Below are 20,576 nucleotides of genomic sequence, written 5' to 3' on the forward strand. Positions count from 1 at the left end.
CCTTCCGCGTCCATGCTCGGCGAACCATAGGAATTGAGTGGTTAACGAACCGCCTCCGCGCATGTCATCACGACGTCACATCAGCTTTTTGCTTGATCCCTGGCCGCAAACTGCCACATAGGTCCGCAACACCCTTTCTCGCCAAGGCCAGCCATGACGTCGCCCTTGCCCTCCATTTCCGGCCTCTCAGACCTCTCCGGTCGCTACGATGCGGTGCTGAGCGATGTCTGGGGCGTCATCCACAATGGCGTCTCCGCCTTCCCCGAGGCCGTGGAGGCGCTGCGGTCTTTCCGTCGGGCCGGCGGCAGGGCCGTGCTGATCACCAATGCGCCGCGGCCATCAGGGCCAATCGTGGACATGCTCGACCGGCTCGGAGTGCCGCGTGACGCCTATGACGCCATCGTCTCCTCGGGCGACGCTACCCGCGCCATGATCGAAAAATATCGGGGCAGGGCCATCCACCATGTCGGTCCAGCCACCGAGGACGATGCGCTCTACGACGGTCTCGACCTCAGCCGCACCGGCGCCGACGAAGCCGAAGTGGTGGTGGTGACCGATCTCGACACCGATGACGACACTCCCGAAATGTATCGCGAGCGCGCCCGGCACTGGCTCGCCCGCAAGCTGCCGATGATCTGCGCCAATCCTGACCGCGTGGTCGAGCATGGCGATAAGATCATCTATTGCGGTGGTGCCCTGGGCGACCTTTATTCGGCTATGGGCGGCATGGTGCACATGGCCGGCAAGCCCTATCCGCCGATTTACGAACAGGCGTTCGCGCTGGCGGAAAATGCGGCCGGTCGTAGCCTCGACAAGTCCCGCGTGCTCGCCATCGGTGACAGCGTACGGACCGACGCGGCGGGTGCTGCCCAGTTTGGCATCGATCTGCTGTTCATCACCGGCTCCATCCATGCCGCCGAGCTGGATGCTTTCGGCAAGCCCGATCCGCAGGCCATTGCCGACCTCATCGCCCCCAGCCGCGCCCGCGTCGCAGGCTACCTGCCCCGTCTGTCCTGGTAGATTGCAGTGAGCGCATTCGTCCGCCTGTCGAGCCTGGAACAGCTGCCACCACACCTGCGCGGCGCTTTTGTCGCCATCGGCAATTTTGATGGCCTGCATCGCGGTCATCAGTCGATTGTCGCCGCCCTGCTCGATCGGGCCAAGGCGGCTGGGGTCCCGGCGGTGATGCTCACCTTCGAGCCGCATCCGCGCGATGTATTTGCGCCCGCGCCCTTCATGTTTCGCCTGACCCAGGGCGACGCCAAGGCCCGTCTGGCCCAGGCCATGGGCCTCGATGGCATTATCATCCTGCCCTTTGATCGCGATTTTTCGCAGAACGAGGCCGAGGTGTTCGTCGAGACCATGCTGGTCGAGCAGTTGGGCGTGCGCGGTGTCATCGTCGGCTCCGACTTCCACTTCGGTCGCCAGCGTCGCGGCACCCCGGCCTTCCTGCGCGCCGCCGGTGAACGACTCGGCTTTGCCGTTGAAACGCTCGATCTCATGGACGAGGGCGACGAGGTCATTTCCTCATCGCGCATCCGTGCTGCCCTTTCCGAAGGGGCTGTCTCCGCCGCCAATCGGCTCCTCGGCTATCACTGGTTTTTCGATGGTTGCGTGGTCAAGGGTGACCAACGGGGCCGGGAGCTTGGCTTCCCCACGGCCAACACCATGACGCCAACGGGCTTTCAGCTCGCCCAGGGCGTTTACGCGGTGCGCGCCCGCCTCGGGGACCGGCTGTTCGACGGCGTGGCGGCCTATGGCAAGCCCATGTTCGACAATCAACTGCCGCCCTTTGAAACCCACCTCTTCGATTTCGACGAGGACATCTACGGCCAGACCCTGGGCGTGGCTCTGGTGGGCCATATTCGCGGTCAGGAAGTGTTTTCGGGCCTCGATGAACTCATCGCCGCCATGGATCGGGATTCCCAAAAAGCCCGCGGCTTGATTGCTGCTGCAAAGCCAATCAGTGAACTGGACAAGGGGCTGGGCTTTTTCGGCTGAGACGCGGCGCTTTTCAACTCTCCCTTTGGGGGAGAGGTCGGCCTGCGTCGCAGGCCGGGTGAGAGGGCCTTTTTAAAACCGGGAGTGGCCAAAGGCCCCTTACCCGCCGCTGCGCATCGGCCGCTCCCTTTGGGTGAGAGGTGGCTTCGCCCAAATCAGCCTTTGCCCCAGCCGCCTTGCCTTGCTAAAAGGCGCGCAAATCTTCCCAAAACCGATTGCCGATCCATGACCGATACCGCTGCTGGCGCGACCGAAACCGATTATTCGGCCACGCTTTTCCTGCCGGAAACCGAATTCCCCATGCGCGCGGGCCTGCCCCAGCGCGAGCCCGACTGGCTGAAGCGTTGGGAAGACATGGATATTTACGCCATGCAGCGCGAGCAGGCCAAGGACCGCCCGCTCTTCACCCTGCATGACGGCCCGCCCTATGCGAACGGCAATATCCACATCGGCCATGCGCTCAACAAGACGCTGAAGGATCTCGTCTCGCGCTCCATGCAGATGCTGGGCTACAATTCGGCCTATATCCCCGGCTGGGATTGTCACGGCCTGCCCATCGAATGGAAGATCGAAGAGCAGTACCGGGCCAAGGGCAAAGACAAGAACGAAGTCCCGGTGGTCGAATTCCGCCAGGAATGCCGCACCTTTGCCGAGCAATGGGTCGATGTGCAGCGCGAGGAATTCAAGCGCCTCGGCATCCTGGGCGAGTGGGACAATCCCTATCTCACCATGAGCTTCGACGCCGAAGCCCAGATTGCCCGCGAGCTGATGAAGGTCTCCATGACCGGCCAGCTCTATCGCGGCTCCAAGCCCGTCATGTGGTCGGTGGTCGAGCGCACGGCGCTGGCCGAAGCCGAGATCGAATATGCCGACTACGAGAGCGACACCATCTGGGTGAAGTTCCCGGTTTCGCGCATTCAGGCCGTCGATGGGAAGGACACCGATGAGGTCATCGCCCATCGCGAGCACCTTACGGGCGCAAGCGTCGTCATCTGGACGACAACGCCCTGGACCATTCCGGCCAACCGCGCCATCTCCTTTTCGAGCCGTATTGAATACGGTCTCTATGAGGTCACAGGCGCCGCAGCCGAGAATTGGGCCAAGGTGGGCGACAAGTTGATCCTCGCCGACAAGCTCGCGGCTGAAGTCTTCGCCAAGGCGAAGGTCGAGGCCTCCGTTCGCCTGCAGGACGTGCCCAGCACCGTCCTGTCGGGCATTGCCGCCCATCATCCGCTCCGCGGCCTTGCCGACGGCTACACCTTCGACGTGCCCCTGCTCGACGGCGAACACGTCACCGACGATGCCGGTACGGGTTTCGTCCACACTGCGCCCGGCCACGGCCTCGACGACTTTGGCATCTGGATGGAATCCACCCGCCTGCTGCAGGATCGCGGCATCGACCCGAAGATCCCCTATGCGGTCGACGATGGCGGCTTCTACACCAAGGACGCGCCCGGTTTCGATGGCGCCCGCGTCATCGACGACAACGGCAAGAAGGGCGACGCCAACAATCGCGTCATCGCCGCGCTGGCCGAAAAGGGCAATATCATCGCCCGCGGCCGCGTGAAGCATCAGTATCCCCATTCCTGGCGCTCCAAGAAGCCGGTGATCTTCCGCAACACGCCGCAATGGTTTGTCTATATGGACAAGGACATCGACGGCGCGGCGAACGACACCTTGCGCGCCCGCGCCCTTGCGGCCATCGACAAGACCAAGTTCTACCCCGCCGGGGGCCAGAACCGCCTGCGCGCCATGATCGCCGACCGCCCCGACTGGGTGCTGTCGCGCCAGCGCGCCTGGGGCGTGCCGATCACCGTCTTCGTCAACAAGGCGAGCGGCGAAATCCTCCGCGACGAGACGGTCAATCACCGCATCGCCCAGTCCTTCGAGGAAGAGGGCGCCGACGCCTGGTTCAAGCCCGGCGCGGCCCAGCGCTATCTCGGCGCTGAATACAAGGTGGATGACTACGAGATGGTCACCGACGTGCTCGACGTGTGGTTTGACTCGGGCTCGACCCATAGCTTCGTGCTGCGCAACAAGCAGAAGTGGCCGCATCTGAAATTCCCGGCCTCGATGTATCTCGAAGGCTCGGACCAGCATCGCGGCTGGTTCCACTCCTCGCTGCTCGAAAGCTGCGCCACCAACGGCTATGCGCCCTATGACAGCGTCCTCACCCATGGTTTCACCATGGACGGCGAAGGCCGCAAGATGAGCAAGTCGCTGGGCAATGTCGTTGCCCCGCAGGAGATCATCAAGCAGTTCGGCGCCGATATCCTTCGGCTCTGGGTGGCGTCCTCGGATTATTCGGAAGACCTGCGCCTGGGCAAGGAGATCATCCAGACCACGGTCGACAGCTATCGCAAGCTGCGCAACACCCTGCGCTGGCTGCTGGGCAACCTCGCCCATTTCAAGGCCGATGACGTCGTCGACCCCAAGGACATGCCCGAGCTTGAACGGCTGATGCTGCATCGGCTGGCCCAGCTCGATGCCGGCGTGCGCACCGCATACAAGGACTATGACTACCGCAAGGTCGTCACCCTCCTGACCAATTTCATGAACATCGAGCTCTCGGCGTTCTACTTCGATATCCGCAAGGACGCGCTCTATTGCGATCCGATCAGCTCGATCAAGCGCCGCTCGGCGCTGACTGTGCTCGATCACCTGTTCAACGCGCTGACGGCCTGGCTGGCCCCGATCCTGGTGTTCACCATGGAAGAATGCTGGCTTGAGCGGCACCCCGAGGATGGCTCGTCGGTGCATCTGCGTCTCTTCCCGGAAATCCCGGAAAGCTGGCTCGACAATGACCTGGCCAGCAAGTGGCAGTTGATCCGCGCTGTCCGCCGCACGGTCACCGGTGCGCTGGAAATCGAGCGGCGCGAAAAGCGGATTGGTTCCTCGCTGGAGGCCGCGCCCAAGGTGTTCGTGGCTGATGCGCGCTACATTGTGGCGCTTGAAGGCCAGGATCTGGCCGAAATCGCCATCACCTCGGCAATTCAGGTCAGGCAGGACGAAGGTCCCGCCGAAGCCTTCCGGCTCGATGACGTGCCCGGCGTTTCGGTGATGCCGGCCCTGGCCGAAGGCAAGCGTTGCGCCCGCTCGTGGAAAGTGCTCCCCGAGGTTGGCTCGGACCCGGACTTCCCCGATGTCTCCCCGCGCGACGCCCAGGCTCTGCGCGAACGCGCTGCATTGGGTCTTTGACCTTTGGCCTCGCCCCAGCGCCTCAACCCGAGTGTGATCGCCTCCCTCATGGCGGCGATCATTGCCTTTGGCATCGACCGGGCACAGAAGGCCTTTCACATTGCGGGTGAATGCTACGCGCTGGCCGAAGCGGCCTGCGTGGGCGTCCCCTATATGTACCAGCCGCTTTCGCTGACGGGCTGGCGCGGGGGCGAGGTGCTGACCGTCACGCCGTTTTTCGACTATGTGCTCGTCTGGAATACCGGCATTTCCTATGGCCTGCTCGATGGCCAGCCGGTATGGGCCCTGGGCCTGGTCATGCTGGTCGCCATTGCCGCCCTTTCGGTCTGGTGGTGGCGGGCAAGCGACATGCTGGTGCGGCTGGGGCTGGCGCTGTGTGTCGGCGGGGCCCTTTCAAATGCCCTTGATCGCCTGATCTATGGCGCCGTGGCCGATTTCTTTCATTTTCACTGGGCCGGCTGGTCGTTCTACATCTTCAATCTTGCCGATATGGCCATCACCCTGGGCGTCATCCTGCTGTTCATTGATCTTCTTGGCATGACACGCCGGCCGACAAATAAGCCGGTTTAGGACTGTTCAATCACCATGCTGCCAGAATCTGGTCTTAGCGGTGGGAATGCGCTATAAGCGCGCCGTTATCGTAAGGGAATTTGCATGCAGATTGCATTGACCGGGCAGAAAGCTGCCATTCAGGCCGCCGCCAGGGCTGGTCTTTTCGCCTTGGGGCTGATGGCCACATTGGCGCTTGCTGCCTGCACCACGGTCGAAGGCACCAATGCCATGACGGACTTTGGCACGTTCGAGCGCGAGGTCATGAACTCCACCGCGCGTGGCGTTGGCCTCATTCCCGGCGATGCTCCCAAAGAAGATCTGACCATGGCCCGCGCCCCGCTGGTGCTGCCCAAGTCCAATGCCGACCTGCCGACCCCGACCACCCAGGTCGCTGCGGCGCAACTGCCGGCCAATAGTGACACGGTGCGCATCGATACGTCCAATCTGAGCGAAGCCGACATAACCATGCTGCGCAATGCCCGCGTCGTGGACATGCGCACCCTGGGTGGCCGCCCGCTGACCGAGGCCGAGGCCCGCCAGCTCACCGCCCGCATGCAGGCTGCCAATATGGCCGTCACCGCCAATAGTGACCGGCCGCTCTATCTGCCCCCGGCCGAATACTTCACCCGCGTGGGAGATGCCCAGCTGGTCTGCCGCGCCCCCTCGGGCGAGCTGGTGTCCCTGCGCGACGAACGTTGCCCCGCAGATGTGCGCAAGGCGCTACAGGCCCGTGGCCCGAATTCGACAGTGCTCGGCACCCAGAACGCCGAGTTCACGGAAATGGAAACCAAGCTCTAGGCCTGACGAGCTTGACCGACGACGACAGCGGCCGGATTGATCCGGCCGCTTTGCCTTTTATCCGCGCCGCCCGCCCCTGCGATCCCGCAGTCGGCACCATGGGTCCCGCATGCCAGAAAGTGCTCAAATGAGCGATGCTCCAAAACAGCCCGAATCCGCCGATCGTCTCGCAAAGGTTATTGCCCGCGCGGGGCTTTGCTCCCGCCGTGATGCCGAAGGCTGGATCGCTGATGGCCGCGTCTCGGTCAACGGCAAGACCGTTCTGACCCCGGCCTTCAACGTTACCAGCCGCGACAAGATCTCGGTCGATGGCCTGCCGCTGGCGGCCCGCCAGGGCACCCGCGTCTGGCTGTATAACAAGCCTGCAGGTCTGGTCGTCACCGAGAAGGACCCTGAGGGTCGCCCCACCATTTTTGAAGCGCTCGACCGCATGGGCCTGCCGCGCGTCCTCACGGTTGGCCGCCTCGATATCAATACCGAAGGCCTGCTGCTGCTCACCAATGATGGTGGTTTGAAACGCGTGCTGGAACTGCCCTCCACCGGCTGGCTGCGCCGCTACCGCGTGCGCGCCTTCGGCCAGGTTACCCAGGCCCAGCTCGACACCCTCAAGCACGGCATTACCGTGGATGGCGTTCAGTATGGCCCCATCCAGGCGACGCTTGAGCGTGACCAGGGCTCCAATGTGTGGATCGTGCTCGGCCTGCGTGAAGGCAAGAACCGCGAGGTCAAAAACGTCCTCGGTTCGCTCGGTCTGGAGGTCAATCGCCTGATCCGCATTTCCTATGGTCCGTTCCAGCTCGGTGATCTGGCTGAGGGCGGCGTCGAAATGGTCAAGTCGCGGCTGCTGCGCGACCAGCTCGGCAAGAAGCTCGCCGAATCGGCTGGAGCTGATTTCGACAGCGAGGCGCCCGACAATGCGCCGGTCCGCGACGAACGCCCGGTGCGCTCGCCGCGCGACCGCGACACTGGTCGCCCCTATGGCGCTGGCCGCGATGCCGCTCGTGGCGCTCGCGATGATGAGGCGGGACGCGCCATGCGTCCACGCCGCATTCACTTCGAGGACGATGGCCGCGCGCCCGAGGCCTTCGTGCCCAAGGGGCCGGGCCGTCCGCGCCGCGATAGTGATGATCAGTCGGCTCGCAGCTTCGGCAAGCCCGCCGGTCGCCCCGAACGCGGTGGTGACCGCCCCGAGCGCAGCGAAGCCCGCAAGCCCTATGGTGACCGTCCGCCGCGTCGTGACGGTGACAAGCCTGCACGGCCTTACGGCGACAAGCCGGCCCGTGGTGGCTTTACGGATCGCCCCAAGCGCGATTTTGCCGACCGTCCAAAGCGTGACTTTGGGGATCGGCCGCAGCGTTCTTTTGGAGATAAGCCCGCGCGTCCCTTTGGCGACCGTCCGGCCCGTGGCCCGCGTCCTGAGCGCAGCTTTGAGGATCGGCCAAAGCGTGATTTCGCTGATCGTCCAAAGCGCGATTTCGGCGACAAGCCGGCGCGCGGTGGCTTCTCTGACCGCCCCAAGCGCGACTTCGGTGATCGACCCGCTCGCCCCTATGGCGACAAGCCGGCCCGCGGTCCACGCACCGAGCGCCCGCAGGGGGATCGTCCCGCCCGCGCCGAGCGTCCTTTTGGCGACCGTCCGCCGCGTGGTGATCGTCCCTATGGGGATCGTCCGGCGCGCGGTGATAGCCGCCCCGGCGGCAAGCCGTTTGGTGATCGCAAGCCCTTCGCCGGCAAGCCGGGCGGTGCCCGCCCCGAGGGCGGTCGCCCTGGCGCGGCCCGTCCCTATGGCGACAAGCCGCGCGGCGCAGGTCCGGCTGGTGGCCGTCCCGGTGGCAAGCCTTATGCCGGCAAGCCGGGTGGCGGTAAGCCCTTTGCAGGCAAGCCGGGCGGTCGGCCAAGCGGCGGCCGTCCCTCTGCTGGTCCGCGCAAGCCCAAGGGCTAAGGCATGCGCATCGTCGCCGGAAAATTTCGCGGCAAGACCCTCACGTCGCCGTCGGACGATAGCATTCGCCCGACGTCGGATCGGGCCCGCGAGTCGATGTTCAACATCCTTGGCTCGCGGCTAGGCCCGGTGCTTGTCGGCAAGCGGGTGCTCGATCTGTTTGCGGGGACGGGTGCACTGGGACTCGAAGCGCTATCGCGCGGCGCCGCCCATGTCACCTTTGTCGAAACCGGCGCCGAGGCCCGTGGCCTCATTCGCGATCATATCGAAGCCTTCGGCGCCGCCGGCATCACCAAGCTCCTGCGGCGCGATGCGACGGCTTTGGGGGCGCCAGGCAGCTTTGGCCAGTTCGATCTGATCTTCCTCGACCCACCCTATAATCAGGGCCTGGGCGAGAAAGCGCTGACGGAACTGGCCGGAAATGGTTGGATCGCCCCTGGCGCCACCATCGTCTGGGAAGAGGCCGTGGACGCCGAAGTCACTGTCCCCGCAGGCTTTGAACTCGATGACACCAGGGAATATGGCGCTGCCGCAGTGCGCTTCCTGACCTTCGGCTGACGCTAGGCCGCCTTCAGACACTCAGCGCAGCGGCCGCGGATTTCCATTGTCGTGCGCTCGGTCTTGAACCCGGTCTCCCTGGCCCAATTGCCAAGGCGCTCCTCGATCACCGGGTCAGCGAATTCGTCCACCTTGCCGCAACCCTCGCATATGGCGAAGGCAATCAAGCCCTTGCGGTGGCAATGCTCGTCAGCGCAGGCGACGAAGGCATTGAGCGATTCCAGCCGGTGCGCCAGCCCGCGTTCCACCAGCTTGTCGAGCGCGCGGTAGATCTGTAGGGGCGCGCGCAACCCTTCGCTGCGCAGCAGATCGAGAATGTCATAGGCCGACAGCGGGGCAGGGGCATGGTTGAGGGCACCCAGCACCAATCCCTGGTTGCGCGTCAGGTCGGTCGGCATTGCATGGTCATGCGCCATTATGTTCTCTCCTGCCAAACAGCCGCGCGGTCGGTACGGCGAGCGACACAAGGAAAATCGCCAGCGCCATCACCACGATGGATGGTCCCGAAGCGGTATCCCAGGTCCGCGACCCGAACAAGCCGCCGACCACGGCCACGCCGCCCAGTATCGCCGCGACCACCGCCATCATTTCCGGCGTGGCACTCAGGCGCCGTGCCGTCGCCGCCGGGATGATCAGCAGCGAGGTGATCAGCAATACACCCACCAGCTTCATGGCAATCGCAATGACGCTGGCCATCAACAGCATCAGGATGATGCGGCTGACTTCAGGCCTCAATCCCTCGGCCTCGGCCAATTCAGGGCTGACGGTAGCCGCCAGCAGGGGCCGCCAGTTCAGCACCAGAATGGCAATGATCGCGACGCCACCACCATAGATGACCGCAATATCCTCAACCGAAACGGCCAGGATGTCTCCGAACAGGAACCCCATCAGGTCAATCCGCACCTGGGTCAGGAAGCCGACGATGACGAGGCCGACGGCGAGGCTCGAATGGCTGAGAATTCCGAGCAGCGCATCGGTGGACAGCGTGTTCTGCTTCTGCAGCAGCAACAGCGCCCCCGCCACCAGCGCCGCCACGGCAAATACGCCCAGCGTCATATTGACCGAAAGCAGGATTGAAAGTGCCACGCCAAGCAGTGCGGAATGGGCCATCGTGTCGCCGAAATAGGCCATGCGCCGCCACACCACGAAACAGCCCAGCGGCCCGGTGACAGCGGCCAGCCCGATGCCGGCAACAAGGGCGCGCGAGAAGAAGTCACCGAGCATCATGGTGCTCCCCATGTTCGTGATGGTGGTGCGCGTGCTCATGCCCATGCTCAGCCCCCACGACGCAGCCATCGTCATGATGCTCATGGTCATGGTGATGCTGGTAAAGCGCCAGGCCCGTCCCAGATCTGTCCCCGAACAGCCTTAGATATTCGGGGCTGGTCTTGACCGCATTGGGCGTGCCGCGACAGCACACATGGCCATTGAGGCAAATAACGGTATCGGTCTCAGCCATCACCACATGCAGGTCATGGCTGATCATCAAAATCCCCGCCTGCGTGGTGTCGCGGATGCGCCGGATCAGCTCGTAAAGCGCCGCTTCGCCGGAAAAATCGACACCCTGTACTGGCTCGTCCAGCACCAGCAGGTCGGGCTTGCGGATCATCGCCCGGGCAAACAGCACGCGCTGGAATTCGCCGCCCGACAGCTCCTGCACGGCTGCATGGCGCAGCCGCGACGCGCCCACGGCGTCCAACGCAGCAGCGATTTCGTTGGTCCCATGCCGCCCGGTCAGCGTCATCAGCCGGTCCACGGTCAGCGGTAGCGTCCAGTCGATGGTGAGTTTTTGCGGCACATAGCCCACGGTCAGGCCCGGCTTGCGGGCGACCGTACCCATGCTGGGCTTGAGCACGCCGGTGACCATCTTGGCCGTGGTCGACTTGCCCGAACCATTGGGCCCGATCAGCGTCACGATCTCGCCGCGCGCAATCGTCAGGTCCACGCCCTCAACCAGGGTCCGCCCACCATTGCGCACACCGGCCTGGGCCAGCGTGATCAGTGTTTCTCTGGGAGTTATTGCGTTCATCTGCGCCTCATGCAGGGCTGGTCGCTTAGGCACTGTCGCCCGTTCACGACCCCTCTTGACGGCAATCAATACGTTATAGCATAACATCGCCGCAAGCGTAATAACATAACATATCACAAGGCCGCGCCATGATCCGATCTGCTCTCCCACTCGCTGTCCTGAGCTCAATCCTGCTCACCAGCGCCGCGCTGGCTGCGCCCAGCGTCGTGGCCTCGACCAAGCCGATCCAATCGCTGGTTGCCGCCGTCATGGGTGACACCGGCACGCCGACGCTGATCGTAAAGGGTGCAGCCTCCCCGCACACCTATTCGCTCCGCCCCTCCGACGCCGCTGCGCTCGAAAGCGCCGACATCGTCTTCTGGACCGGCCATGGCCTCGAACTGTTCCTGGCCGAAGCGCTCGAGACCTTGAGCACAAGGGCGCAGGTGGTCGAACTGGCCGAGACCCCCGGCATTACCCTCTTGCCGTTGCGCGAAGGCGGCGCCTTTGAGGCGCATGAGCATGAAGACGAAGACCATGCTCACGAGGATGAGCACGAACATGAGGATGAGCACGATCACGCAGAGGCCGATGGCGACATGCACTTCTGGCTCGATCCCCAAAACGCCAGCCTGATGGTCACCCATATCGCGGCAACACTGGCCGCCGCCGATCCCGAAAACGCCGCCATTTATGCGTCCAATGCCGAGGCAGAACTGGCCCGCCTCACCGCGCTCGAGGCCGAACTGACGGCAACCCTGGCGCCTGTCGCGGCAAGCCCCTTCATCGTCTTCCACGATGCCTACCAGTATTTTGAAGCCCGCTTTGGCCTCACCGTCGCGGGCACTGTCACCGTCTCGCCCGAAACCATGCCCGGCGCGGCCCGCATCGACGCGCTGCGTGCCAAGGTCAGCGAATTGGGCGCCACCTGCGTCTTCGCTGAGCCCAATTTTGAGCCTGCCATTGTCCGCACCATCGTCGAAGGGACCGACGCAGAGGCCGGTACGCTCGACCCCGAAGGTGCCTCCCTCACCGAAGGCCCCGATCTTTACGGGGAACTCCTGCGCAGTCTGGCGAGTGGTCTGGTCGAGTGTCTCGGCTGACCGCTATTTCAGCGGTCCCTTGAAGATGAAGAAGGCACCAAGCCCGATCAGGGCGAAGCCAACACCATGGTTCCAGGTGAACTTCTCGCCCAGGTAGAGCACGGCAAAGAGCGCAAAGACCGAGAGGGAGATCACCTCCTGAATGGTCTTGAGCTCGGCGCCTGAATAGACGCCATAGCCGATGCGGTTGGCGGGCACCGCCAGCCAATACTCGAAAAAGGCGATACCCCAGCTCACCAGCACCACCACCCACAGCGCTGCGCCGGGGAATTTGAGGTGCCCGTACCAGGCAAATGTCATGAAAAGATTGGAGGCAATCAGCAGCCCGATGGGGGCCAGGGTGGCAAGGTTGAAACCCAATTATTCACCTGAAGGGATAGCGAATCGGCCCGCAACGGGGCCGCTTCCGTCTATCTCCTCCCGCGCCTGGGCGCTGGCAAGCGCGATCAGCGCAGATGCTTGGTGGGCTGCTCGAGCGAGAAGATGTCGTCGCTGAGCGTGTCGATCTGTTTGCGCACCAGCGCCTGCGCGTCATAAAGCCCGCGATTGTAAAAATAGGCGCCCATCTTCTCGGCAAAAAAGGCCATCAGCATTTCCGCCGGTATGGCGCCGATGGACTGATCCAGCTCCTCGCGGAAATAATCCTGAATTTCCCCGACGATGGCCTTGGTTTCCTCACGGTCGAATTTGATCGGCTTCATGGGCAGTGCTCCTTCATCGCGGGTTCATAAGCTGAGTCGCTTCTTGTGCTGCAAGTCCTGCTACGCCACTCTGGCGTCGCTCGAGGAGAAAGCGCCATGCGAACCCGTCTGCTTCTGCTGCCCTTGTGTGCTCTTGCGGGGCCGGCCCTCGCCGAAGACATTGCCTGTGAGGGCGCCTTTGCCATCGACAGTTCCGAGGCGCGGCTGATCGAAATGTATGGCGCCGACAATGTCCGCACAGAAATCGTTCCGGGGCCTGAAGGCACCGAGATGTTGGCCACTCTGGTCTTTCCCGATAGCCCCAAGCGCAAGCTGATGTTCGTCTGGTGGGATGAGGACAAGCGCCGGGACCCAAGCTTCATCGAACTCACCGCCAAGATGGTCGCGCCGGGCGGCCTTCGGATCGGCTTGACGGTGGCCGAGGTGGAAGCCCTCAACGGCGAACCGTTCACGCTTCTGGGCTTTGGCTGGGACTATGGCGGCGCTGCCGGCTTTCAGTCGGGCAATCTCGCCGACCTGCCGGGCGGTTGCGTCGTCTCGCTCACCTTCTCGCCGCCCGACTATCCAGTCGGCGATGACGTCGATTCCATCATGGGCGATGTTGAAGTGTCCTCCTCCAATCCGCTGCTGGCGCAGGTGGGAGCCCGGGTCGAGTCAGTGGCCATTGGCTATCCCCATCCCGATTTCCGCGATTGACCCGACTGCCCCCAAGGGCGTAATCCTGATCGGGCAAATGGTTCCCCGCGCGCGAATGCGCAAAGGGATCAAAAGGGAACACGGTGCGGCGTACCCATCAGGGACCAAAACCGTGGCTGCCCCCGCAACTGTAAGCGGTGGGCGCTCTCATATGCCACTGGTCGACAGGCATCGACCCGAAAAGCGCGACGCGGTTTTCGGATAAGTCGATGCTCAAGAGAGGCCGGGAAGGCGAGGGCGCTGTATTCACCGCGAGCCAGGAGACCTGCCAATTGCCCTGAGCAATCAGGATAGCCGGACCGAAAAGGTCCATGTCTGTTCCGTGCACGGAGGGTGCCACATGAATACCACTGCCGTTACCTCTGGTCTTTCTTCTCTTTCCCTGTCCCAGCGTTTCATCGCTGGTGTGCTGGCGCTCATGCTGGGCATGACCCTTCTGGTTGGCACTGGCTTTGCCGGTGATTACCGCCTGCACAATGGTGCGCATGACACGCGCCACGCCATGGGGTTCCCCTGCCACTAAGGCAGACATTTCACCGCGCCATGGCCCAAAGCAGCGGCGCGTGAATTCGCGGAAAAGAAGAGAACAAACGTGTTTCGCAATCTGTTTTTTGCTGCGCTGGTCGCAGCTCTTTGTGCTGGCTTGGCCACATCCATATTCCAGGCCTGGCGGGTCACCCCGCTGATTTTTGCCGCCGAGGCCTTCGAGGGCGACGGAAACGCGCATAGCCATGCCCAGGACACACCCGAACATAGCCATGATGAGGCGGCAACCACCGCCGATTCCCATGACGAGGACGAATGGATGCCGCAGGACGGCCTTGAGCGCACGGCCTATACGGTCCTTGCCAATCTGCTGATGGCCGCCGGCTACGCGCTGATCATTGGCGCCGTCTCTGTGCTGTTCAACCTGCCGATCACCTTTGCCAATGGCCTGCTCTGGGGCCTGGGCGGGTTTGCCGCTTTCTCGCTGGCGCCAGCTCTCGGTCTGCCGCCGGGCCTGCCCGGCATGCCGGTAGCAGAAACACTGGCGCGGCAAATCTGGTGGGCCGGTGCGGCGTTGTCGACCGGCGCAGCCTTTGTGCTGGTCGCCAAGCAACGGGCTGCCTGGGCACTGGCTGCTGCAATTGCACTGGTCATCATCCCGCAGCTCGTCGCCACTCCGGTTGTGCCGGACGAGGCCTCGGGGGTTCCGGCAGGTCTGGCTGCCGCATTCACCGCCGCCGTCCTCTATAATGGCGCCCTGTTCTGGGTCATTCTCGGCCTCGCCTTCGGCCGCATGGCCGACTACCTCGCCTCACGACCTGTCACTCTTGCCAATGGAGCCAAGGCATGACCGCCAAGATCCCGACCACCGTCATCACCGGCTTTCTGGGCGCGGGCAAGACCACGCTTGTCCGCCACATGCTGGCCCATGCGCCCAAGGGCAAGCGCATCGCCCTGATCATCAACGAATTTGGCGATCTGGGCGTCGACAAGGACATCCTTGCAGGTTGCGGCGACGAGACCTGCCGCGAAGAGGATATGGTCGAACTCTCCAATGGCTGCATCTGCTGCACGGTGGCCGATGAATTCATCCCCACCATGCAGGCGCTGCTGGCCCGCGATGAAAAGTTCGACCACATCGTCATCGAAACCTCCGGCCTGGCTCTGCCGCAGCCGCTTATCCGTGCCTTCAACTGGCCCGAAATCAAGGCTCAGGTCACCATCGATGGTGTCGTCACCGTGGCCGATGCCGCGGCCTTGGCTGAAGGCCGGTTCGCCAGCGATGAAGCCGCCGTCGACGCGCAGCGGCGTCAGGATGAAATGCTCGACCACGAAACGCCGCTGGGCGAACTCTTCGAGGATCAGCTTTCGGCCGCCGACATGGTGATCATCAACAAGACTGACCTTGTCGACCCTGCAATGCTCGACATTGTCGAGAAGAACATCCGTGCCGAGCTGCGTCCCGGCGTCGGCATCGTCCGCGCCGCCAACGGCCATGTCGATATCACCGCGCTCCTGGGCATGGGCATGTCCTCCGAGGACGATATTACCAATCGTCCCAGCCACCACGAGCTGGAGCATGGCGGCGAAACCCACGAACACGACGACTTCGACAGCTTTTCGCTGACGCTGCCGTCCATCCAGGGCAAGGATCATCTGCTGGCCATCATCGAGGCGACCATCAAATCTCACGACATCCTGCGTTTGAAAGGCTTTGCCGCCGTCCCCGGCACCGCCGCACGTCTGGCCATCCAGGCCGTCGGCCCGCGCGTCACCGCCTATTTTGACCGCCCCTGGAAGGACGGCGAAGTCCGCCAGACCGCGCTGGTCGTCATTGGCGAACAGCCGCTCGATCGGGCCGCGATCACTGCAAGCCTGCGCCGCGCTGAAGCGCTCGCGGCATAGCTATGCATTGGGATCGTGGCCCCACCCCACCCTCATTCCCTCCCCATCAAGGGGAGGGAGGCGCAGAGCCGAGGCACCACTGTTCATCGTCTCCCTCCCCCTTGTGGGGAGGGATCAAGGGTGGGGGAGCCGGCGGTGTCACAAACACCAAGGCTAGTGGCTGAATGCACCTTCTCTCCGCCCAGGCCGGCGCCATCCAACAGGAAGGCGAGGCCATCGACCTCGCCCAGACACCGGGAGACTATGTCTTCGCCTCTTCGGCGGATAGCGAACTGGCTATGCTGGCCGGCGCCACCGACAGGGCAGGGGAGAATAGCCTTCGCCTCGCCAATACGCTGAGGCTGTCCAACAATCTTTCCGTCGACATGTGGCTCGAACGGACCGTCGCCCATGCGCGCCTCGTCGTCCTCCGCCTCATCGGCGGCGCCGCCTATTTCCAATATGGCGTTGATGAGCTGACTGCCCTTTGTGCCAGTCGCAGGATCCCGCTGGTGCTCCTGCCCGGCGACGCCAATCCCGACCCCATTCTCCAGTCCCGCTCGACAATCCACTCCGACGACTGGTCCACCCTGCACGCCCTCTTCATCGCCGGCGGCCCCGACAATGCCGACGCGATCCTGCAAGCTTTTCGGGCGTTGACCTCTCTTTCACCTCTCCCTCTGGGGGAGAGGTCGGCTGCGAAGCTGCCGGGTGAGGGGGCCTTGCTGGTGGACTCAGAGGTAAGGCCCTTCCCCCGTTTCGGCCTCTGGCACCCATCCATCGGCATGACTGACGAACCCGGCTTGCGCACCCTTCATTCCTCTCCCCATCGGGGAGAGGTGGCTCGGCGCAGCCGAGTCGGTGAGGGGGGTGCTCGCCCGACCACGACCGCCAACGGGCGCGCCCATATTCCCATCCTCTTCTACCGCGCCGCCCTCGAAGGCGCCGGCACGGCAACGCTCGAAGCCCTCATTGCCGAACTGGAAGCCCGTGGCCTCGCCCCCGTGCCCCTGCTCGTCTCCTCACTGAAGGAGCCCGCCTGCGTCCGCTTCGTCCAGAACGCCTTGGCGGCCTTCCCGCCCTCCGCCATTTTTAATCTGACGGCCTTCGCCCTCGGAATTGCCGACCTCGACGACAAGGCCAACCCTTTCTCCGGCACCGACGCACCTGTCATTCAGCTCATTCAGTCCGGTCGCTCCGAGGCGCAGTGGGCCGCCGACCCTCAGGGACTGTCCTCCAAAGACATGGCGATGTACCTGGTCATGCCCGAGGTCGATGGCCGTATCGGCGGCCTCCTCGTCGGGCACAAGGCCGATGCTGTCTGGCATGAACGCACCCAGTGCCCGCTTTCGGCCTATGCCCCCGACCTTGGCGGCATCAGCCGCGCCGTCGATCTCGCGTTCAACTGGGCGCGCCTGCGCGCCACGCCTCGCGCCGAACGCCACATCGCCATGGTGCTCGCCAATTACCCCATCCGCGACGGCCGCCTCGCCAACGGCGTCGGCTATGATGCCGCCGAATCCACAGTGCGCATGCTCATGGAGATGGAAAAGGCGGGATACGATCTCGGTACAGCGGCTCCACCGCCTCCCTCCCCCCCGACAGGAGGGACCGAGGGCGGGGGTGCCGAACACACCGAGTTCTCCAAGTGGGGCGCCGGACACGACAATTCACGACTGTCTCGCCAGGCCAAGAACGTTGAGCGCTCTCGCACCTTGCGCTCCGGCTCGACGCCGCCGGAGCGGGTTCTGTGGTCTTTGCTCCGTCAGTCATTCAAAGAGCATCATTTCCGCCGACAGGTGCCGATAGGCTCATACTTCGCAGACTTTGCGTCACATCGATCCAGGCTGGTGATCGAGCTCGATGGTGACACGCATGGATCGGATCAGGCGCAAGCGCATGACGCTCGCCGCGATGCCTTTCTACAATCGGCTGGGTATCGGGTCCTCCGAATCGGCCACCGTGAACTTGCCAATCTCGAAGGACTATGGTCGGCAATCTCTGAGGCTTTGATTTCTGGCGACACCCCCACCCCTGACCCCTCCCCTCAAGGGGGAGGGGAACAATCCCCGACACGGGCAAAACTTGTCGGCGCCACCGGCCCAAAGCCCCTCCCCCTTGAGGGGAGGGGTTGGGGTGGGGGTGTCGAACACTCAGGTTACCCAACGAACTCCGCTGACCTCATCGCCTTCCTCCAGTCCGGCCCCACCAACGCCAACCCGCAGCGAGGAACGTCCGGTGCAGTCCTGCCACTCACTCGCTACTCCGAGCTCTTCATCGCGCTCCCCGAGGAAATTCGCGGTGCCGTCACTGCACGCTGGGGCGATCCATCGACCGATCCCTTCATTCGGGACAATGCCTTCCACCTGCCGGCCCACCGCTTCGGCAACATAGCCATCCTGCTCCAGCCCGCTCGCGGCTGGCAGCTTGACGAGACCGCGAGCTATCACGACCCCAATCTCGTGCCCCCCCACGCCTATGTCGCCGCCTATCTCTGGCTGCGTCACGAGTTCGGCGCCCAAGCGCTGATCCATAATGGCAAGCATGGCACCCTCGAATGGTTGCCCGGCAAGTCGGCGGCGCTCGATGCTGATTGCTATCCCGACGCGCTCTGGGGTCAACTGCCGCATCTTTATCCCTTCATCGTCAACGATCCCGGCGAGGGCACCCAGGCCAAGCGCCGCACCGGCGCCGTCATCATCGACCATCTTGTGCCCCCGCTCACCCGCGCCGAAACCTATGGTCCCCTCAAGGACCTCGAAGCCCTGCTCGATGAATATTACGCCGCCTCAGGCATGGACCGCCGGCGCCTCAATGACCTCAAGCGGCGCATCCTCGACTTTACCCGCGATAGCCGCCTCGACCAGGATATCGGCCTTCCCCAAGATGAGACGGCGGCCCTGATCAAGATCGACAACTTCCTTTGCGACCTCAAAGAAGCCCAGATTCGCGACGGCCTGCACATCTTTGGTCAGTCTCCGACGGGGGCCCTCCAACGCGACTTGACGGTCGCTTTAGCCAGAATACCGCGCGGCGAAAGCCCCGGGGATAACTCGCTCATTCGGGCCTTGGCCGACGATCTCAAGCTCGGTTTCGATCCTCTCACCGCAAGACTTGGTGATCGCTGGACCGGGCCTCGGATTGACCACCCAAATCTCGTTCATCTTGAGAAGCCTGGCCTACCGCCTGGCAGTATGGGCGATGTGGTCGAACACCTCGAAATGGTCGCCGCCGACCTCGTCTCCGGCGCACTGACCTGTCCTCAGGACTGGATTGCCACCCGGGCCGTGCTCGAAACGGTCCAAACGCTCATCCAGCCGCGCCTCGCCGCCTCTGGACCGGCGGAAATGCAGGCATTTCTCGACGCGCTCGACGGCAAATTCATCGCGCCGGGTCCCTCCGGCGCGCCATCGCGTGGCCGCCTCGATGTGCTTCCCACGGGGCGCAATTTCTATTCTGTCGATGCCCGCGCCATCCCCACCCCAAGTGCCTGGGAACTCGGGCGAAAGTCCGCCGAAAGCCTGGTTTTGCGGCACCTGCAGGACCATGGTCATCACCTCGCCGCCGTCGCTCTTTCGGTCTGGGGCACGGCCAATATGCGCACTGGCGGCGATGACATCGCCCAGGCCCTGGCGCTGATCGGCGCCCGCCCGACCTGGGACCCCGGCTCGCTCCGCGTCTCGGGATATGAAATCATCCCGCTGGCAAAACTCGGTCGTCCCCGCGTCGACGTCACCCTCAGAATCTCCGGCTTCTTCCGCGACGCCTTCCCCGCCCAGATTGCCCTATTTGACCGCGCCGCGCGCGCCATCGGGGCATTGGACGAACCGGCCGAAGACAACCCCATCGCCGCCCGCATGCGCGCCGAGGCGCTCGGGCTGATGGCTGAGGGCAAGTCCGAAAGTGACGCTTCGCTCGAAGCCGGTGCCAGAATTTTCGGTTCAAAGCCAGGGACTTACGGCGCCGGTCTGGGTCAGCTCATCGACAATGGCAGTTGGAGCAACAAGGCCGACCTCGCCAATCAGGCGCTCGCCTGGGGCCAATATGCCTATGGCGCCAAGGCCACTGGACTGCCCATGCAGACCCGTTTCGCCACCCGCCTCGGCCAGATCGACGCGGTCATCCACAACCAGGACAATCGCGAGCACGACCTGCTCGATAGCGACAATTACTATCAGTACGAGGGCGGTCTTTCCGTTGCCGCCGAGACTCTCACCGGTCACAAGCCCGCCGCCTATCACAACGACCATTCGCGCCCCGAACAGCCAAAAATCCGCACGCTGGACGAGGAAATCAGCCACGTCATGCGCTCTCGCGTGGTCAATCCAAAGTGGCTCGCCGGCATGATGCGTCATGGCTATCGGGGCGCCTTTGAAATCATCGCCACCGTCGATTTCATGTTCGCCTTCGCCGCCACCACCGGCGCCGTTAAAACACACCATTTCGACCTCGCCTTCGAGGCCTTTGTCGAGGACGACACGGTGCGCGACTTCCTCATCCAAGCCAACCGTTTCGGCTATGATGAGTTGATCGCGAAATTCCTTGAGGCGCGGCAAAGAGGCCTTTGGTCGCCGCGTTCAAATTCCGTCTTTGCCTATCTGGAGCCGTCCGATGATTGACACGCCCGACAAGCCGCTGAAGAAGACCGA

Annotated in this window: 18 protein-coding genes and 1 riboswitch; of the genes, 13 read left to right on the plus strand and 5 right to left on the minus strand. The window is 63.6% G+C overall.

Annotation, left to right across the window (positions count from 1 at the left end):
* The first annotated feature begins 153 nt into the window (after positions 1 to 153).
* The 7 genes from NIM87_RS15390 (at position 154) to rsmD (ending at position 9,049) form a co-directional block, all read left to right on the plus strand.
* Positions 154 to 1,020, plus strand: coding sequence for a TIGR01459 family HAD-type hydrolase (locus NIM87_RS15390; RefSeq protein ID WP_254675586.1), 867 nt, complete (start codon positions 154 to 156; stop codon positions 1,018 to 1,020).
* A 6-nt stretch (positions 1,021 to 1,026) separates the two neighbouring features.
* Complete coding sequence (locus tag NIM87_RS15395; RefSeq protein ID WP_254675587.1) at positions 1,027 to 2,001, plus strand: bifunctional riboflavin kinase/FAD synthetase; 975 nt, start codon at positions 1,027 to 1,029, stop codon at positions 1,999 to 2,001.
* A 225-nt stretch (positions 2,002 to 2,226) separates the two neighbouring features.
* Complete coding sequence (gene ileS / locus NIM87_RS15400) at positions 2,227 to 5,199, plus strand: isoleucine--tRNA ligase (protein WP_254675588.1); 2,973 nt, start codon at positions 2,227 to 2,229, stop codon at positions 5,197 to 5,199.
* Between the two features lie 48 nt (positions 5,200 to 5,247).
* On the plus strand, positions 5,248 to 5,769 hold the full coding sequence (lspA, locus tag NIM87_RS15405; protein WP_254675589.1) for a signal peptidase II: 522 nt from the start codon (positions 5,248 to 5,250) through the stop codon (positions 5,767 to 5,769).
* Positions 5,770 to 5,853: 84 nt separating this feature from the next.
* Positions 5,854 to 6,549: a hypothetical protein gene (locus tag NIM87_RS15410; RefSeq protein ID WP_254675590.1), complete on the plus strand. Its 696-nt coding sequence runs from the start codon at positions 5,854 to 5,856 to the stop codon at positions 6,547 to 6,549.
* A 127-nt stretch (positions 6,550 to 6,676) separates the two neighbouring features.
* Complete coding sequence (locus tag NIM87_RS15415) at positions 6,677 to 8,491, plus strand: pseudouridine synthase (RefSeq protein ID WP_254675591.1); 1,815 nt, start codon at positions 6,677 to 6,679, stop codon at positions 8,489 to 8,491.
* A gap of 3 nt (positions 8,492 to 8,494) precedes the next feature.
* Positions 8,495 to 9,049 carry a 16S rRNA (guanine(966)-N(2))-methyltransferase RsmD gene (gene rsmD / locus NIM87_RS15420; RefSeq protein WP_254675592.1) on the plus strand — a complete coding sequence of 185 codons (555 nt, stop codon included), beginning with the start codon at positions 8,495 to 8,497 and terminating at the stop codon, positions 9,047 to 9,049.
* A gap of 2 nt (positions 9,050 to 9,051) precedes the next feature.
* Here rsmD and NIM87_RS15425 read toward each other — a convergent pair whose 3' ends face one another.
* From NIM87_RS15425 to NIM87_RS15435, 3 genes are read right to left on the minus strand one after another with little or no spacing between them, the layout of a single operon-like run.
* Positions 9,052 to 9,465, minus strand: coding sequence for a Fur family transcriptional regulator (locus tag NIM87_RS15425; RefSeq protein WP_254675593.1), 414 nt, complete (start codon positions 9,463 to 9,465; stop codon positions 9,052 to 9,054).
* Positions 9,455 to 10,273: a metal ABC transporter permease gene (locus NIM87_RS15430; protein ID WP_254675756.1), complete on the minus strand. Its 819-nt coding sequence runs from the start codon at positions 10,271 to 10,273 to the stop codon at positions 9,455 to 9,457. The genes NIM87_RS15425 and NIM87_RS15430 overlap by 11 nt, the downstream gene beginning before the upstream one ends.
* Positions 10,263 to 11,078, minus strand: a complete 816-nt coding sequence (locus NIM87_RS15435) for an ATP-binding cassette domain-containing protein (RefSeq protein WP_254675594.1) — start codon at positions 11,076 to 11,078, stop codon at positions 10,263 to 10,265. The genes NIM87_RS15430 and NIM87_RS15435 overlap by 11 nt, the downstream gene beginning before the upstream one ends.
* A 131-nt stretch (positions 11,079 to 11,209) precedes the next feature.
* Here NIM87_RS15435 and NIM87_RS15440 point away from each other — a divergent pair, with 131 nt between their 5' ends.
* Positions 11,210 to 12,160: a zinc ABC transporter substrate-binding protein gene (locus tag NIM87_RS15440; RefSeq protein ID WP_408640089.1), complete on the plus strand. Its 951-nt coding sequence runs from the start codon at positions 11,210 to 11,212 to the stop codon at positions 12,158 to 12,160.
* A 3-nt stretch (positions 12,161 to 12,163) separates the two neighbouring features.
* Here NIM87_RS15440 and NIM87_RS15445 read toward each other — a convergent pair whose 3' ends face one another.
* Complete coding sequence (locus NIM87_RS15445; protein ID WP_269468092.1) at positions 12,164 to 12,520, minus strand: DMT family protein; 357 nt, start codon at positions 12,518 to 12,520, stop codon at positions 12,164 to 12,166.
* Positions 12,521 to 12,606: 86 nt separating this feature from the next.
* A complete protein-coding gene (locus NIM87_RS15450) occupies positions 12,607 to 12,861 on the minus strand; it encodes a DUF2164 domain-containing protein (protein ID WP_254675596.1) in 255 nt (84 codons plus the stop codon).
* A 96-nt stretch (positions 12,862 to 12,957) separates the two neighbouring features.
* On the opposite strand from NIM87_RS15450, the gene NIM87_RS15455 reads away from it, so the two are divergent.
* From NIM87_RS15455 to cobN, 5 genes are all read left to right on the plus strand, one after another.
* Positions 12,958 to 13,557 carry a hypothetical protein gene (locus tag NIM87_RS15455; RefSeq protein WP_254675597.1) on the plus strand — a complete coding sequence of 200 codons (600 nt, stop codon included), beginning with the start codon at positions 12,958 to 12,960 and terminating at the stop codon, positions 13,555 to 13,557.
* Between the two features lie 21 nt (positions 13,558 to 13,578).
* Positions 13,579 to 13,844: riboswitch (cobalamin riboswitch) on the plus strand.
* A 53-nt stretch (positions 13,845 to 13,897) separates the two neighbouring features.
* Complete coding sequence (locus NIM87_RS15460; protein ID WP_254675598.1) at positions 13,898 to 14,080, plus strand: CbtB domain-containing protein; 183 nt, start codon at positions 13,898 to 13,900, stop codon at positions 14,078 to 14,080.
* A gap of 69 nt (positions 14,081 to 14,149) precedes the next feature.
* On the plus strand, positions 14,150 to 14,893 hold the full coding sequence (locus NIM87_RS15465) for a CbtA family protein (RefSeq protein ID WP_254675599.1): 744 nt from the start codon (positions 14,150 to 14,152) through the stop codon (positions 14,891 to 14,893).
* Positions 14,890 to 15,948, plus strand: coding sequence for a cobalamin biosynthesis protein CobW (gene cobW, locus NIM87_RS15470; protein ID WP_254675600.1), 1,059 nt, complete (start codon positions 14,890 to 14,892; stop codon positions 15,946 to 15,948). The genes NIM87_RS15465 and cobW overlap by 4 nt, the downstream gene beginning before the upstream one ends.
* 164 nt (positions 15,949 to 16,112) lie before the next feature.
* Entirely contained in the window at positions 16,113 to 20,546 is a 4,434-nt protein-coding gene (gene cobN, locus NIM87_RS15475) for a cobaltochelatase subunit CobN (protein WP_254675601.1), read from the plus strand.
* The last annotated feature ends 30 nt before the right edge of the window (positions 20,547 to 20,576 follow it).

This window comes from Devosia ureilytica (genome assembly GCF_024273195.1).
In the GTDB taxonomy this organism is placed as follows: Bacteria; Pseudomonadota; Alphaproteobacteria; order Rhizobiales; family Devosiaceae; genus Devosia; species Devosia ureilytica.